A 13,625-nucleotide genomic window follows, 5' to 3' on the forward strand; every position below is an offset into this window, starting at 1 on the left:
GCTCTCAAAATAAATGCATCAAGAGTGTACGGCCTTCGTGTCAATTTCATTACGTCATGAAAATGCACGGTGACACTTCTGAAAGATGCGTCCTAGAGCCTTTAAACCGTAAATTATTGTTAACCAATCGGTCATTTTTGGTTGGTAGCGTGTCGCCCCTAATTCAATGACGGGGCAACAGAATGAGAACCTGGGATGAACCCAAGAAACGCAAGGCACACATCGAATTGATTCCGATGATCGACGTGATGATGTTCCTCCTGGTGTTTTTCGTACTGGTGAGTCTGAACGTGATTCCGGCACTCGGCATGAAGACACAGTTGCCCAGCGCCAGCACTTCGCAACAGCTCAAGCCGCAGAACAAATTCATCCTGACGCTGGGCCTGGAAGGCCAGTTGCAGCTCGACGGTAAAGACCTCACGGTCGATGCGTTGGTCCCCACTCTGAAGGCTGCGGAAAAGCCCGACACCAAGTCGACAATCATCGTCAACAGCGACAAGGGCGTTGAGGTTTCGCGCCTGGTGGAAGTGATGGACACCCTGCGCCAGGGTGGCTTTACCTCCGTCTCTATCGCCACGCGTAAGTCCTGACCATGTATGTATTGTTTCGTACCCGTCAGCTGCTGGGCAGTGTCCCGGCCCTGATCGCCCTGGTGCTGATTGCCCTGGGTATCCAGTCCCAGCCGCTGAAAATCCAGCCTCAGTACGATGAGTCGGCGGTTGAACTTGCCTTAGTCGAACCAGAGCCCGAAGTGGTGCCTGACCCCGTAGTGGAACAAGAGCCGCCACCGCCGGTGATTGAGGATGAAGAGGCCGAGCCGGCCCCTCCGCCACCGCCGCCCAAGCCGCTGCCCAAACCTGAACCCAAGCCCAAGCCGGTGCCCAAACCCAAACCCGTGGTAGCCGCCAAGCCGACACCTGCACTCGCGCCAGTGGCCCCCGTCGCCGCCAAGCCGGTGCAGGCCGCCGTCGCCCCGACGCCCGCACCGCCCGCGCCACCGGCACCGCCCAAAGTGGATGGCCAGGCGCTGGAGGGTGGTTACCTCAAAGGTCTGCGCAACGAGCTGGATACTTACAAGCAATACCCCACCGGGCGCCAGGCGTCCCTCGAGCGCCCCAGTGGCGAGGTGGTGGTCTGGTTGATGGTGGATCGACAAGGCCGTGTCCTCGACTCCGGGATCCAGACCCCGGCGCCGAGCATGCTGCTCAATCGGGCCGCTACCAATAGCCTGCGCCGCATCAAGCAGGTCAAGCCGTTCCCCGAACAAGCCTTCGGTGGACGCAACGAGCAACGCTTCACCGCCACCTTCAACTACAGCGTGCAATAAGCACCCCGACACCAGGACGACAGTGATGAGGTTCACACGGATTCATCTGGCACTCGTTGCCGCGACGAGCATGACTCAAGGAATGGTCATGGCAGCTTCCAGCGACAGTGACGTCGGGACGATTGGCGTACAGGGCAAGGCGACCTCCGGGGGCGGTTACATGGTCCCGGAAGAAAGCATCAAGGGCCGCTCGACCATCACCAAGGAAGCGTTGGACAAGCAGACCGCTACCGGCAATGCCATCGACAAGCTCAAGTACACGCCGGGGTTGAATATCTCCAGCGAAGACAACACCGGGCTCTCGGGTTTCCGCTTCACCCTGCGCGGCATGAACTCCGACCAGGTCGGTATGTCGGTAGACGGCATGCCGATCAACGACTCCGGCAACTACGCGCTGTACTCCAACCTGCTGGGCGACCCGGAAAACATCGATCAGATCTTCGTCACCCAGGGTTCCTCGGAAGCGGACGGCCCGCATATCGGTTCCAGCGGCGGCAACATCGGTATCGTGACGATCCGCCCGACCAAGGAGACCGGTGCGTTCGTCAAACAGGTGGTGGGCAGCAACGCCACGCGCAAGACCTTCGCCCGCATCAATACAGGTGAGGTCAATGGCCTGAGCAACTGGCTCTCGGTGTCCCACACCGAAGGTGATATGTGGCGTGGGTCGGGTGCCGTGCGTGCCGACAAAGTGGAGTGGAACAGCTTCTTCGACGCCGGTAACGGCAACACCGCGAACCTGATCCTCAAGTACCACGAGCAGGACAACAACAGTTACAGCCAGCTGACCAAGGCGCAGTTCCAGCAGTACGGCCGCAAATACGACCCGTATGCCGCGACGCCGGCCCTGGGCAACAACGGCAAGGTCAACAACTACTACGCCCTGGCGCAGAACCCGTTCCAGACCTTCACCGGCGTACTCAATACCCAGTTCAAGCTGGCCGACAACCTGTCGCTTTCAGTCATCCCGTATTACTACTGGGGTAACGGCAGCGGTGTAGGTTCCTCTTCGTACGCGCTGAACCGTGGTTCCAACCAGGGCGGCATTTTCGATTTGGGCAACCTGCCGACCGCCGCCCAGTACAACGCCGACGGTTCCTCGACCACCGGCGTGTACTACCGCCCTTCGCGCACCCAGACCTGGCGTCCGGGCATCACCACCAAGCTGAACTGGGACCTGGGCGACCACAGCCTGCAATTCGGCTACTGGTACGAACGCGCGCGCCAGAGCCAGACCCAACCGTTCATTGCCCTCAAGAACAACGGCAAGCCGAGCGACACCTGGCCGGACGGCACGTCCGTGGTCGACGCCAACGGCAACACCGTGCAAGGCCGCGACCGCTTCACCGTGACCCCGGCACAAAAAGTCTGGGCCCAGGACACCTGGTTCATCAATTCGGACTGGACCCTGGTGGCCGGCCTGGCCTACATGAACGTCGAGCGCGACGGCACCAACAACGGCAGCCTCACCGAGCAACCGGAAAAGCGTAACCAGACCTACAACAAGCTGCTGCCCAACGCGGGCCTGAAATACCAGCTCGATGAGCGTGACCAGTTGTTCTACAGCCTGTCGCGCAACATGCGCGTGCCGCAGAACTACGTGCTGTACGACAAAGGTGCCAACTCGATCGACTCCAAGCCGGAAACCAGCTGGAACCATGAACTGGGCTGGCGCTACACCGCCGACGACATGACCCTGGCCGCCACCCTGTTCTACATGGAGTTCAAGAACCGCCAGGTGTCGTCCAAGGACATCAACGGCGACTTCGCCGACATCAACGCCGGTGCCGTCACCAACAAGGGTCTGGAATTGGAATGGAGCGGCCTGCTGCCTAACCATTTCAACTACTACACCTCCTACACCTACACCAAGGCCGAGCAGCAAGATGACCTGACCGTCTACAACGCCGGCAAAGCCATCCTGCTGCCCACCAGCGGCAAGCAGTTCGCCAACGTGCCGAAAAACATGCTGGCCGCAAATATCGGCTATGACGACGGGCGCTTCTACGGCACCTTCGGCGGCAAATACACCAGCCGGTTGTTCGGCGACCTGACCAACGACGAAGCCATCTCCGGCCGCACCGTGTTCAACCTCGGCGCCGGTATCTACCTGCCGGTGGACAAGAAAGTGGTCAAGGACGCGACCCTGCGCCTGAACGTCGACAACCTGTTCGACAAGAAGTACCTGGACGGTGTGTACACCACCAAGACCAACGCGGCGAGCTACAGCGGCTTCCGCGATGGCGACCCGGCCTACATCGTTGGCCTGGACCGTACCGTCACGGTTTCCCTGGAAGCGAATTTCTAACTGCGAGGCTATAGATCATGGACATGAACCTGCTTCACGCCATCACCTTTTATGTGATGTACGCCGCCATGGCGATTGCGATCTTTATCGCCATCGAACGCGGCATTTACTTCGCCTATGTGCGTCGCCAGGCGCGCGCCTTGACCGAAGTGCTGGGTGCCAATGTGCACAGCGAACGTGACCTGCCTGAGGCCCTGACCCGCCGCGACAGCCTGCCGCTGAACATGGTGCTGCCGATCCTGGCGCAGAAAGCCGCCCATGGTTCGCGCAAAGACCTGGATGACGAAATCGACACCCAGTACCTCAAGACCCGCGCGCCGCTGTCCCGCAGCCTGTGGATCATCGAGACCATCACCACCGCCGCGCCGTTGTTGGGCCTGCTGGGTACCATCCTCGGCATCATCGACACCTTCAAGGCCCTGGCGTCGGCCGGTGTATCCGACCCAGGCCAGATCTCCGGTGGTATCGGTACGGCCTTGTTCGCTACCGGCCTGGGTATCGCCATTGCGCTGTTCTGCGTGGTATTCCACAACTTCTTCCAGGACAGCCTGGAGCGCATCAACGACCAGTTGAAGATCCTGCTGATCCGCGCCGCTAGCGGCGCCCGTGTCCAGGGTGAAGTACCGCATCTGGTGCCGACGCCGCTGCACACCCGCACAGCATGACTTTCAGGGCGGACGCTGGATGCGTCCGCTGTTCTTTTTGCCCGATGAGACGCCCATGCACCTATCAATGAAATTGCGTATCGCAGGCCTCGCCGGTTTGCTCCTCAGTCCGCTTGCCCAAGCGGACTTTTCAATTCCAGGGTTTGAACTGGTGCACACCGTACCGGTGGATACCACGTTAGGCACTGCTGATTTGCGTCAGCCTGGCCCGGTCTGGATAGAGTTGTTCGACGGTGCCACAAGCACCATTGATATCGGCCAGTTCTACGCCGCCGACCATCCCGGCTCGGTGATGGACCAAGTGATCCAGCACCTGGAAGCCGCCGGCAAACGCGGTGTGAAGATCCGCTTCCTGCTCGAAGAAAAAGGCATCAAGTTGTCGGAAGCCTCCACCCTGGAGCGCCTGCGCGCCATCCCCAACCTGACCTTCCGCGTGTTGCCCTATGGGCAATTGAGCGGCGGCATCATCCACGCCAAATACCTGGTGGTCGATGGTAAACAGGCGTTTGTCGGCAGCCAGAATTTCGATTGGCGCTCCCTGGAACATATCCACGAAACAGGCTTGCGCATCAGCGACTCGACCGTGGTGAGCCAGGTCCAGGCGATCTTCAACCAGGACTGGACAGCCCAGGCGGCCCTCACCGACAACAAACCCGTGCCGCTGCCCGTCACCGGTCAGGCGCCTGCGCGCACCGGCAACTATCTGGTGGCCAGCCCGCAGCGCTACAACCCGCCGGGCGTGGGTGACTCCCAACTGGAGCTGCCGCGCCTGCTGGGCGAGGCAAAAAAGCAAGTGCGCGTGCAACTGCTGGACTATGCGCCGCTGTCCTACGGACCGGATCGCACCCGTCCTTACTACGCGGTGATTGACAACGCTGTACGCGCCGCCGCTGCACGTGGGGTGTCAATCAAATTGATGGTGTCCAACTGGAACACCGACGCACTGGAACTGCCCTACCTGAAAAGCCTGGCCGTACTGCCGAACGTCGAGATCAGGATCGTCACCCTGCCCGAAGCCAAACAAGGCTTTATCCCCTATGCACGGGTGATCCACAGCAAGACGATGGAAATCGATGGACAGGTGGCGTGGGTGGGTACCAGCAACTGGCTCGGTGGCTATTTCGACAATTCGCGCAACCTGGAAGTGGTGATGCACGACAACGCGATGGCCAAGCGTATCGGCGAGTTGCATGAGCAGTTGTGGGATGGGCCGTATGCCACGGCGCTCGATGTAGCGGCACAGTACCCAGACCCGCACCCTGGCAAGCCTTGACCTGAAATGTGATTCAACACCCAAAACAAATCCCCTGCGGGAGGGGGCAAGCCCCCTCCCCCATTTGAGTCTTTATTGTCCTGACACCTGAGTACGATATTTCCCACACCAAGGCCTCCCTATAGCAACCTTGGTGATGGTAGTGTGTAGAAATGTTTCTGACTTATTGATCAGAAACCTCTTACTCACTATCTGCAAAGGAATGCCTCTAACAATGCACTTCCCACTCAAAAAACTGGCTGCCGCCACGCTGTTCGCCGCCAGCCTCTGCGCCGTCGCCAGCCCGGCATTCGCCAACCTCAGCGCCGAACAGAGCGCGAAGATCATCAAGCATTTCAACGAAGCGCCGGCCACCGATTTCCGTGGTTTCCTCGGCACCCTGTCCAAGGGTGACCTGGCGAAAACCGATGATGTCGGCCCAGCCATTGATACGTTCCTGGCCAACAACCCCCTGAGCGCCGACCAGCAGAACGAAATCAATCGTCTGCTCGGCATTTACACGCGGGTGAAGTACGGCAAGGCCGCCCTGGAAACCCTGCGCGAGCTGGTGGAAATCCCGACGTTCAATGTGGATGGCCTGCCGCAGTACAAGAACCCGGAATTCCTCAAGATCGCCGACAAGATCCAAAGCCTGGCCAAAGCGTTCAATCTGAACTTCCGTAACGTCGACAACCGCGTCTATGAAATCACCCTGGAAGGCAGCGGTGACGAAGTGGTGGGCATCCACGCCCACGCCGACGTGGTGCCCGTAACGCCGGAGAACTGGGTGCTCAAGGACGGCACCAAGCTCGACCCATTCAAGGTCACGCTGATCGGCGACCGCATGTATGGTCGTGGCACCGAGGATGACAAGAACGGCATCGTAGTGGCGATGTACGCCATGAAGGTGATCAAGGAAGAAAAGCTGCCGCTGGCGCGTCACTTCAAGTTGTTGGTGGACACCACCGAGGAGACCTCTGGCGACGCAATTCCTTACTACTTCGAACACAACCCGACCCCGCAATACAACCTGGCGCTGGATGGCGGCTACCCGGTAGTGATTGCCGAAAAAGGCTACGGCACGGTGATGGCGACCTTCCCGGTACGCAAAGGCGAAGGCAAAGGCGCGGAAATCATTTCGATGACCGGTGGCATGGCCACCAACCAGATTCCTTCGGTATCGGTGGCCACTCTGGTCAGCGACAAACCGGCTGAACTAGCGGCCAGCCTGGAAAAAGCCGGCGTTGAATACGCCAAGCAGAATGGCGGCGACTTCGAAGTGGCCGCCAAAGTGGTCGGCAACGAGGTCAAGCTGACGGTGACCGGCGTTTCCGCTCACTCCTCTGAACCGGAATCCGGTGTGAACCCGGTGGCGCGCATGCTGGTGCTGATCCACAGCCTGGACGGCAAGATTGCCCTCAAACACAACCACATTACCGACGCTGCACGGTATGCCGCCGACAACTGGGGCCTGGATTACCTGGGCGGCAAATTGGGCGTGGGCTTCTCCGACGCCTTCATGGGGCCGCTGACCACCTCGCTGACATTTGTCGGCCAGGATGCCAAAGCCTTCAAACTGGCGGTGAACCTGCGCGTGCCGAAGGGCAAGACCCCGGAAGTGCTCAAAGCCGAAATCGCCGACAAGCTCAGCGCCTGGGATAAGCAATCCAAGGTCAAGGTGGACTTTACCTACTCGGTGGCCGAGCCGATGTACCGCAACCCTGAAGGCGAATGGGTGAAAGCCTTGCTCGCCGTGGCCAGCGAAAACCTGGGCATGGAACACAAGTTCGGCACTTCGGCCGGCGCAACCTCCGTGCACGAATTGCCCAATGGCGTGCAATTCGGCCTGGCGCGCCCGGAAGTCAAATACACCGGGCACACGGACGGCGAGTTCAAGAGCGTCGACCAGTTCCTGCTGGACCTGCAGATCGTCACGGAAATGATCGGACGCGTCGGGCAATTGCCCAAGCTCTGAGGCCACGTGAGCCCGCCGCAACGGCGGGCTCAACGCATCAGGATATCTTCGAAGAACCCACCGATTGGCAGCACGGGGTGACAAAGCTGGATCTCCAGCACCCACACCATTTCGCTGGGGGTGATATCCAGGTCAGCCAATTCCTTGCTACCGAACAACGCATGGGGAAAATCCGCAATGCGGTGGCCTGCCAGGTTACGTGATAGCCGCCAGCCTTTCGCCATGGCGCGGTCTTCGGCAAAGTCATACAGTTCAACACCGGTCATGCCTCGCAGCCAGGCTTCGCGGGTTTCATCGAAGACTTCATGCAGCACCTTATGGCAGTCCAGGTGCAACGGCGCCTCGCCGAAGACGAAAGTGTCGCCGTAGTCCCCTTCGTAGCCGTCCCAGACCGGGCCAAGGTCCACTACCACAATGTCGCTGGGGCGTAATGTACGTGACGGATCGATCCCTTCCCGCGGCGGACGCACCGTATCATCGCCAAAGCGGATGTAGGTGGGGTGCCAGGTATGTGAGGCGCCCATGGCCTGCAATTGCCGGGCGGCCATTTCGAGGGCAGCCCCTGTGGTCATGCCAACCTTCAGTTGGCTGGCAATCGATGCCAGCGCGCGCACGCTTTTCTCACGTGCCGCCAGCATGCCATCGAGCGAATACCGCGGCCCGACTTTTTCCCAGGTTTCATCCAATGAGTTAAGCAATGTGTCGACGCTCGACGGGCCACTGGGCACAAAGGCTTCCGCGACAAAACGATGGACCGGCAAGCCCGCCTCGAGGCAACCCGCGCGCGCCTGGTTGATCATCCCGCCGTTGCCGCAGGCATACACCTGCGCCTCTTCCCAGCGGTGCCCATGGCTCAGCGCAACGTCCTGCACCCTGCCCTCCGATGCCAGCACCGGGTGCCAGTGGAAACGGGGACAGTCGATGACCGATTGGTCCAGGAAGGCGCGGTCGTAAAAATCTGCCGCCTGTGCGCCACCCCAGTAAAACGTCACCTCGACACCACGTTTCAAGGCGGTCAGCAGGATCGGCTTGATCCCCGCATAGCCAGTGCCGGTGGCGAACAAGACGACAGGCGCCACGTCATCGTCCTGCCAGGTGCAGGCACCAAAAGGCCCTTCCACGTGCAATAGATCGCCGACGTCAAGGTCGCCGAGCAGGGTCTCGGAAAACAGCCCGCCGCTCACCCGACGAATCTGAAAAATCAGGCGTCCATCGCCATCGGCCGGCAGGTTGGCGATAGAAAAGCAGCGCGAGTCACCGTCGACCAGGCGGAACTTGAGGTACTGGCCCGCCCGCGCCGCCAAGGGCATATCCGGCATCACGACCAACTCGATGATGTCGGGGCTGAGTGCGCGCTTGCTCAGCACTGTCGCCTCAACAACCAACGCGGGCGCGTCCAGGGACCAGCCGGGAATCTCCAAGCGCATATCGGCACAGGCATGGCTCTGGCACAGCAGCATTTCATTGGCCGCCAGGGGATAGCTGGGAGAAGGAGTGCCCGGCGCCAGGCGCTTGGCACGGTACTGCCCCTGGGCGACCACGACCTTGCACGAACCGCACGCTCCACGCCGGCAGGAGAACGGCACAGGCAGGCCGCTGGCGAGCATCGCGTCGAGCAACAGTTCGTCACCGGCTTCAAAGGTTTTCCCCGATGGGGAGAGTTCGATGACATGGCGTGTGTTCATAAGGACCTCGGGGGGAGTGAGGCTTGATTGTTGCGCTAGACTAGGCCCATTAAAACCTCCAGTTTTGGATAGTTCAGATGGTCCAGATGCGCAAATGGCGCCCGTTGCTCAAATTGGATGAGAGCACTCAACAAGCTTCCTATCGCAAGATCGCCGATGGCCTCGTGTCTGCGATCGTCGAGGGGCGCCTACCTCCAGGCACACTGCTGCCGGGCACGCGGGAAATGGCGCAGGTACTCAACGTCAACCGCAAGACGGTCATCCTGGCCTACGAAGAAGCCCTGACCAAAGGCTGGCTGATCAGCGAGCCGCGACGCGGGACGTTCGTCAATGCGCAACTGGTGCCCGCTCCAGCGCCCAATCGCGCACAACAGTCCTTTGCCCCGCCGTTGCTGGCGCAGGCGGTCGTCCCGTATTTCACCCAGAACGCCCAGGTGATCGCCCTGCAACATCGGCATGACGCACTGTTTTTCGATAACGGCGCCTGCGACCACCGCTTGCTGCCGCAGGCTGTGTTGCATCGCTACTACCGCAACGCCCTGCGCAACAGCTTTGCATCCAATTCGGTGCGTTATGGCAGTGAGGGCACCGGCTATGAATTGCGGTGCGCGCTGGCGGAAATGCTGCGCAACAACCGTGGGCTGACGGCAAACGCGGAGAATATCTGCCTGACCCCAGGCACACAGGTGTCCCTGTTCCTGACCGCCAGCCTGCTGATCAAACCCGGCGACGTGGTGCTGGTGGAACGCCTGAGCTACCCACCGGCGTGGGAGATTTTCCGCAAGCTGGGTGCGCAATTGGTCATGGTCGATATGGATGAGGAAGGCTGTCGCACGGACCACATCGAACGGTTATGCCATAGGCACGACGTCAGGATGATTTACCTCACGCCGCACCATCAGTTCCCCACCACCGTGAGCCTGCACGCAGCGCGCAGACAGCACCTGCTGGCGCTGGCGGAGCTGCACGACTTTTGCGTGATCGAAGAAGACTACGACCACGAATACCATTTCAACGGGCGGCCGTACCTGCCGCTGGCCAGTGATAACGCGCAACGCCACGTGATCTATATTGGCTCGTTATCCAAGGCACTGGGCTCAACCTTTCGTTGCAGCTACGTGGTTGCCCCCGCCAGTGTGATTGAAGTGCTCCAGAGGAGCGCGGCGTTGGTGGTGGGGGACAGCGACGCGGTCGCGCAGAAGATGCTGGCGGACCTGATCAATCAGGGGGAATTGAAGAAACACCTGCGCCGCGTTTCAAAAGAATACGCAGCGCGTCGGGAAGTGCTGCAGAGCTGCCTGCAACAGTCATTTGGTGATCGGATACGGGTACGCGAGCCTGAAGGTGGCCTGGCGCTCTGGGTGCGTTTCCAGGATGAAACCGATGTGGATCAACTGGTAAAGGCCGCTCAAGAACAGGGCGTGATAGTACGCAGCGCGTGTCAGTTTTCGCCGATGAACCTGCCCGAAAATGCCTTGCGCCTGGGTTTTGCCTCACTTGATCGGGATGAGATCCGTCAGGCCACGCTGCGCCTGGCACGGGCGCTGAACACACACAAATAAAAACGCCGATCATCACTGATCGGCGTTCTCATTAAATATGGAGCGGGAAACGAGACTCGAACTCGCGACCCCGACCTTGGCAAGGTCGTGCTCTACCAACTGAGCTATTCCCGCAAATGGCGTCCCCTAGGGGACTCGAACCCCTGTTACCGCCGTGAAAGGGCGGTGTCCTAGGCCACTAGACGAAGGGGACACGCTACTGAAACACATGGTGTGTATTCCAGTGCCCAGAGGCCTTGTCCGTAGACTTGGCCCTGGTTTCACTCAATGCCGCCCGAAGGCAACACTGCTTAAATTGGAGCGGGAAACGAGACTCGAACTCGCGACCCCGACCTTGGCAAGGTCGTGCTCTACCAACTGAGCTATTCCCGCAAATGGCGTCCCCTAGGGGACTCGAACCCCTGTTACCGCCGTGAAAGGGCGGTGTCCTAGGCCACTAGACGAAGGGGACACGCTACTGAAACACATGGTGTGTATTCCAGTGCCCAGAGGCCTTGTCCGCAGACTTGGCCCTGGTTTCACTCAATGCCGCCCTAAGGCAGCACTGCTTAAAATCTGGAGCGGGAAACGAGACTCGAACTCGCGACCCCGACCTTGGCAAGGTCGTGCTCTACCAACTGAGCTATTCCCGCATATTGGCGTCCCCTAGGGGACTCGAACCCCTGTTACCGCCGTGAAAGGGCGGTGTCCTAGGCCACTAGACGAAGGGGACACACGTACAACATTCACTTCCTAGCGCGTTTCGCGGTGTGCTTTACGCGTTAAGTGGCGCGCATTCTATGGATGGATTGAAAGGTCGTCAACCCCCAAGGATAAATTTATTAAAATCAATGACTTCGCCCTGCTTTCCAGGCCTGTAGGCGGATTTTGCTCGTCTGGGTCTTGGCGCCTATATTCTGGCGCCCGACAAGACGTTATAGTTCGCCCCAGCAGATGATAGCAATGTGCATCTATGCAAAAACATTTTACCTATATAGAAGCATCTACCCGAGCAACTGGTCGATCAGTCCTATCCGCCAGATAGCGCAGTCACTACACTCCATTAAGTAAACCCAATAAAGAGGCCACACCGGTGACACCACTCATGATCACCCTGCTGGTAATAGCCGGGATCGTAATACTGATCGCCATTGGCTACATGAACCATGTGGTGGAAAACAACAAGCTGGAAAAGAAGCGCACCGAGATCGAGCTCAATGATCGGTTGCGTCGCTGCGGTGAAATCACCGAGACCTTCCCTGGCCAGTTGATGACCCCGGCGCTTAAATTGTTGCTGACCCGCCTGGAACTCAACGTCAACCAGCGCCTGCTGCACCTCAACAAATCCAGCGCACCGATCAAGGCACGCATCACCGAGCTGAATGCGCTGATCGCCCAGGGGGAGTCGATCCCCGTGACCAACCCGCCCGCGCCGATCCAGACCGAAGCCAAGGCCAAGGACGTGCGGTTCCTGCTTGAAGCCTTGCACGGTCAAGTCACCCGTGCCGCCCAGGACGGTTTCCTGCCCACCAATGAAGCCAAGCACTGGATCAAGGAAATTCGCCATATCCTGGTGCTGCTGCATATCGAGTTTTTCAACAACCTGGGCCAGCACGCCCTGCAGCAAGGCCAGCCCGGCCAAGCGCGCCTGGCGTTCGAGCGCGGCGTGCAATACCTGCGCAAGCAGCCGGAACCGGTGATCTACAGTGCACAGTTGCAACTGCTGGAGTCGCAGTTGGCCCGTGCCAACTCCACGGTGCTCACCAATAGCCAACCCGCCGAAGACGAGGTCAATGAATTGACCGAAGGCCTGAAAGTCGTCGACGCCGACGCCGAGTGGAAAAAGAAAGCCATCTACGACTGATGGTCTTCCAAGTGGGTGAGCCTGTAGTGAGCAGGCTTGCCCGGCTCACTGCGATAATTCCTCCTACTCACGGCCTCCAGTAGCCCCACCGTCACCGAATGCCATCAATTTGCACCTATCCCCCTACTCCCGACTAGCGTAAAAAAGCCCTCCTCACTCCACGAAATGAGAGGCTCGCTATGCCCGTTGCCGTGATTGATGGACAACCGCTGCACTATCTCGACCAAGGCAGCGGCCCGGCTGTCCTGCTGGGCTCCAGTTACCTGTGGGACCGTCACATGTGGGCGCCGCAGATCGAGGCCCTGTCGCAACAGTACCGTGTAATCGTCCCTGAGCTGTGGGGTCATGGTGAATCGGGGCCGTTACCGGCTCACACCCACTCTCTGGATGATTTGGCGCGCCAGGCCCTGGCCCTGCTGGACCAGTTGGACATCGACCGGATCAACCTGGTAGGTCTGTCGGTCGGCGGCATGTGGGGCGCACGCCTGGCATTGAGCGCACCGGCGCGGGTCAACAGCCTGATGCTGATGGACACCTACCTGGGTGCAGAGCCCGAGGCCACGCGCCAGTATTATTTCTCGCTGTTCAAGATGATCGAAGACGCTGGCGCCATCCCTGAGCCATTGCTGGATGTGATCGCACCGATCTTCTTCCGTCCGGGTATCGACCGGGAATCAGCGCTGTATCAGGATTTTCGCCAGGCGCTGCAGGGGTTTTCCAAGGAGCGCCTGCTGCAAAGCATTGTGCCCCTGGGCCGGCAGATCTTCAGTCGCACCGACCTGCTGGAGCAACTGCCTCAGTTGGACGCCGACACTACCTTGATCCTGTGCGGCGAGCAGGACAAACCCCGACCACCTGCCGAGTCTCGGGAAATGGCTGGGCTGATCGGGTGCGACCTGATCCTGATTCCAGACGCAGGGCATATCTCTGCCCGGGAAAATCCGGACTTCGTCAACGAAGCACTGCTGACCTTCCTCGCCAACAACGCCTGATCGCCCTCCTCCTTGA

Annotated in this window: 10 protein-coding genes and 6 tRNA genes; 9 read left to right on the plus strand and 7 right to left on the minus strand. The window is 59.7% G+C overall.

Annotated elements, in window-relative coordinates; genetic code table 11:
• Positions 1-182 precede the first annotated feature (182 nt).
• From EXW71_RS16355 to EXW71_RS16380, 6 genes are all read left to right on the plus strand, one after another.
• Positions 183-590 (plus strand): biopolymer transporter ExbD, encoded by a 408-nt coding sequence (locus tag EXW71_RS16355; RefSeq protein WP_134659972.1) that lies wholly within the window; start codon positions 183-185, stop codon positions 588-590.
• Positions 591-592: 2 nt separating this feature from the next.
• Positions 593-1,327: an energy transducer TonB gene (locus EXW71_RS16360; protein ID WP_134659970.1), complete on the plus strand. Its 735-nt coding sequence runs from the start codon at positions 593-595 to the stop codon at positions 1,325-1,327.
• Positions 1,328-1,352: 25 nt separating this feature from the next.
• A complete protein-coding gene (locus EXW71_RS16365; protein ID WP_134659968.1) occupies positions 1,353-3,635 on the plus strand; it encodes a TonB-dependent receptor in 2,283 nt (760 codons plus the stop codon).
• A gap of 17 nt (positions 3,636-3,652) precedes the next feature.
• Complete coding sequence (locus EXW71_RS16370; protein ID WP_123716825.1) at positions 3,653-4,300, plus strand: MotA/TolQ/ExbB proton channel family protein; 648 nt, start codon at positions 3,653-3,655, stop codon at positions 4,298-4,300.
• A gap of 55 nt (positions 4,301-4,355) precedes the next feature.
• Complete coding sequence (locus tag EXW71_RS16375) at positions 4,356-5,573, plus strand: phospholipase D-like domain-containing protein (protein ID WP_134659966.1); 1,218 nt, start codon at positions 4,356-4,358, stop codon at positions 5,571-5,573.
• Between the two features lie 214 nt (positions 5,574-5,787).
• Entirely contained in the window at positions 5,788-7,527 is a 1,740-nt protein-coding gene (locus tag EXW71_RS16380) for a dipeptidase (RefSeq protein WP_134659964.1), read from the plus strand.
• A gap of 29 nt (positions 7,528-7,556) precedes the next feature.
• On the opposite strand, the gene EXW71_RS16385 is transcribed toward EXW71_RS16380, so the two are convergent.
• A complete protein-coding gene (locus EXW71_RS16385; RefSeq protein ID WP_134659962.1) occupies positions 7,557-9,212 on the minus strand; it encodes an NAD(P)H dependent flavin oxidoreductase family protein in 1,656 nt (551 codons plus the stop codon).
• 77 nt (positions 9,213-9,289) lie between these two features.
• On the opposite strand from EXW71_RS16385, the gene EXW71_RS16390 reads away from it, so the two are divergent.
• Positions 9,290-10,774: a PLP-dependent aminotransferase family protein gene (locus EXW71_RS16390; protein ID WP_134659960.1), complete on the plus strand. Its 1,485-nt coding sequence runs from the start codon at positions 9,290-9,292 to the stop codon at positions 10,772-10,774.
• Between the two features lie 38 nt (positions 10,775-10,812).
• Here the strand turns inward: EXW71_RS16390 and EXW71_RS16395 are convergent.
• The 6 genes from EXW71_RS16395 to EXW71_RS16420 all read right to left on the minus strand — a co-directional run bounded on the left by EXW71_RS16395 (position 10,813) and on the right by EXW71_RS16420 (position 11,486).
• Positions 10,813-10,888 (minus strand) — tRNA-Gly (locus EXW71_RS16395).
• Between the two features lie 3 nt (positions 10,889-10,891).
• Positions 10,892-10,967, minus strand: a tRNA-Glu gene (locus EXW71_RS16400).
• Between the two features lie 103 nt (positions 10,968-11,070).
• Positions 11,071-11,146, minus strand: a tRNA-Gly gene (locus EXW71_RS16405).
• Between the two features lie 3 nt (positions 11,147-11,149).
• Positions 11,150-11,225: transfer RNA gene (locus EXW71_RS16410), tRNA-Glu, on the minus strand.
• Between the two features lie 105 nt (positions 11,226-11,330).
• Positions 11,331-11,406: transfer RNA gene (locus tag EXW71_RS16415), tRNA-Gly, on the minus strand.
• Positions 11,407-11,410: 4 nt separating this feature from the next.
• Positions 11,411-11,486 (minus strand) — tRNA-Glu (locus EXW71_RS16420).
• 372 nt (positions 11,487-11,858) lie between these two features.
• Here EXW71_RS16420 and EXW71_RS16425 point away from each other — a divergent pair.
• Positions 11,859-12,617 carry a hypothetical protein gene (locus EXW71_RS16425; protein ID WP_123716819.1) on the plus strand — a complete coding sequence of 253 codons (759 nt, stop codon included), beginning with the start codon at positions 11,859-11,861 and terminating at the stop codon, positions 12,615-12,617.
• Positions 12,618-12,796: 179 nt separating this feature from the next.
• Positions 12,797-13,609: an alpha/beta fold hydrolase gene (locus EXW71_RS16430; RefSeq protein WP_134659957.1), complete on the plus strand. Its 813-nt coding sequence runs from the start codon at positions 12,797-12,799 to the stop codon at positions 13,607-13,609.
• The last annotated feature ends 16 nt before the right edge of the window (positions 13,610-13,625 follow it).

It is taken from the genome of Pseudomonas sp. BCA17, from assembly GCF_004519405.1.
Taxonomy (GTDB): Bacteria; Pseudomonadota; Gammaproteobacteria; order Pseudomonadales; family Pseudomonadaceae; genus Aquipseudomonas.

Bases quoted from the DNA above. Each gene is read 5' to 3' on its own strand.
- EXW71_RS16355 (WP_134659972.1), top strand. From the start codon at position 183: ATGAGAACCTGGGATGAACCCAAGAAACGCAAGGCACACATCGAATTG.
- EXW71_RS16360 (WP_134659970.1), top strand. From the start codon at position 593: ATGTATGTATTGTTTCGTACCCGTCAGCTGCTGGGCAGTGTCCCGGCC.
- EXW71_RS16365 (WP_134659968.1), top strand. From the start codon at position 1,353: ATGAGGTTCACACGGATTCATCTGGCACTCGTTGCCGCGACGAGCATG.
- EXW71_RS16370 (WP_123716825.1), top strand. From the start codon at position 3,653: ATGGACATGAACCTGCTTCACGCCATCACCTTTTATGTGATGTACGCC.
- EXW71_RS16375 (WP_134659966.1), top strand. From the start codon at position 4,356: ATGCACCTATCAATGAAATTGCGTATCGCAGGCCTCGCCGGTTTGCTC.
- EXW71_RS16380 (WP_134659964.1), top strand. From the start codon at position 5,788: ATGCACTTCCCACTCAAAAAACTGGCTGCCGCCACGCTGTTCGCCGCC.
- EXW71_RS16385 (WP_134659962.1), bottom strand. From the start codon at position 9,212: ATGAACACACGCCATGTCATCGAACTCTCCCCATCGGGGAAAACCTTT.
- EXW71_RS16390 (WP_134659960.1), top strand. From the start codon at position 9,290: ATGGTCCAGATGCGCAAATGGCGCCCGTTGCTCAAATTGGATGAGAGC.
- EXW71_RS16425 (WP_123716819.1), top strand. From the start codon at position 11,859: ATGATCACCCTGCTGGTAATAGCCGGGATCGTAATACTGATCGCCATT.
- EXW71_RS16430 (WP_134659957.1), top strand. From the start codon at position 12,797: ATGCCCGTTGCCGTGATTGATGGACAACCGCTGCACTATCTCGACCAA.